2 protein-coding genes are annotated in these 1,763 nt (G+C 65.2%); both read right to left on the bottom strand.

Annotated elements, in window-relative coordinates:
• The coding region (locus IV091_RS00900) for an efflux transporter outer membrane subunit (RefSeq protein ID WP_293464089.1) at nucleotides 1-1,352 on the bottom strand (1,352 nt) is incomplete at its 3' end.
• Nucleotides 1,345-1,763 (bottom strand): efflux RND transporter permease subunit (locus tag IV091_RS00895; protein ID WP_293464088.1); only part of this gene is annotated, 419 nt, incomplete at its 5' end. The genes IV091_RS00895 and IV091_RS00900, both read right to left, overlap by 8 nt.

Genomic DNA, 1,763 nt, shown 5'->3' with positions numbered 1-1,763 from the left:
CGGGTTTGCACCACCGCCTGCCGTGCCGTGAACAGCGAACGCTGCGCATCGAGCAGATCCAGATAGCTTGAAATGCCGTTCTGATAACGCAGGTCGGACAGCTTGAAGCGGGTTGCCTCGGCGTTGGCCTGGCGCTGCTGGGCGCCCAGCTGGTCGGCCAGCGTGGCCCGGGTAGCCAGCGCGTCGGCGACTTCACGGAAAGCGGTCTGAATCGCTTTTTCGTACTGCGCCAGGGCGATGTCACGCCCGACCTTGGCTGAATCGAGACCGGCCTGGTTGCGTCCGGCATCAAAAATCGGCAGCACCAGTTGCGGCGCCAGCGTCCAGCCCCAGGAGCCATTTTTCAGCAGACCGGACAGCTGGCCGCTGGCACTGCCCGCGCCCACCGTCAGTGCAATGCGCGGGAAAAACGCGGCGCGCGCGGCGCCAATGTTGGCATTGGAGGCCAGCAGCAACTGCTCGGCCTGGCGAATATCGGGCCTGGCGGTCAGCAACTCGGACGGCAAGCCGGCCGGCACGTCGGCCATGGGATGCGCCTGCACCAGTGGTGCGCGCGCGCCAGCGGCTACGGGCAGCCCGGCCGACCATTCCGGCAGCGGTTGGCCCACCAGCAGGGTCAAGGCGTTCACGTCGAGCGCGCGCTGGCGTTGCTGCTGGGCATGGGCCACCCGGGCCGCTTCAGCGAGGGATTCGGCCTGGCGAAAGTCCAGCTCGGACGTCACGCCGTTGTCAAAGCGCAGCTTGCTGAGCTTCATGGAGTCTTCGCGCGTCGCCAGCGTCTGGCGCGTGATATCGAGCAGTTCCTCATCGGCCAAAAGGCTGAGGTAGGTGTTGGCCACCGCCGCGATCAGGCTGATTTGCGCGGTTTTGCGGCCCTCTTGCGTGGCAAGGTACTGGCCCAGCGCCGCTTCCTTGAGGCTGCTGACGCGGCCGAAGAAGTCCAGCTCGTAGGCCGTGACGGCCAGCCCGACGTTGTACAGGCTGGTGCTGCCGCCATTGGCGGCGGGGGTGCGCGAGCCGTTGAACACGCCGTTGACGGTGGGAAGCTGGTCCGCGCGGCGGATCTGGTACTGGGCCCGGGCCTGCTCGATGTTGAGCACCGCCAGCCGCAGGTCACGGTTGTTGGTCAGCGACAAGTCAATCAGGCGCTTGAGTTCAGGGTCGGCAAAAAAGTCCTGCCAGGCCACGCTGGAAGCCGGGCTGCCCGCAGCGACAGTCGCCGTGCCGTCATAGGCCGGGTAAGTGGCGGCGATGGGCGCCGCAGGGCGCTCAAGGACGGGAATCATTGAACAGCCGGCCAGCAGCACCGCAGCGCTCACGGCCAGCAGTGGGGAAAGTCTTGTCTTAGTCATGCGTCTTGCCTTCAATAACTTGTTCGCCATGCACACCGGCCGCTTTGGCATGCTCTGCATAAACTTGTTGCTGCCGCGCACTGCCCTTGAAAAAGCCGCGCACCACGACAAAGAAAACCGGCACAAACAGCACGGCCAGCGCCGTGCCGGTGATCATGCCGCCGATCACGCCGGTGCCGATGGCGCGCTGGCTGGCCGAACTCGCACCGGTGGCAATCGCCAGCGGCAGCACGCCCAGCATGAAGGCAAACGAAGTCATGACGATGGGCCGAAACCGCAGGTGTGCAGCCGTCAGCGCCGACTCGATCACGCCCTTGCCCTGCGCCTGCAGGTCTTTGGCAAACTCGATGATCAAAATGGCGTTCTTCGCCGACAGGCCAATGATGGTGATCAGGCCCACCTGGAAGTACA

This window comes from Polaromonas sp. (genome assembly GCF_018780625.1).
In the GTDB taxonomy this organism is placed as follows: Bacteria; Pseudomonadota; Gammaproteobacteria; order Burkholderiales; family Burkholderiaceae_C; genus Polaromonas.
Note: the sequence above shows the minus strand (reverse complement) of the source record. Positions and strands in the feature narration are given on the sequence as shown.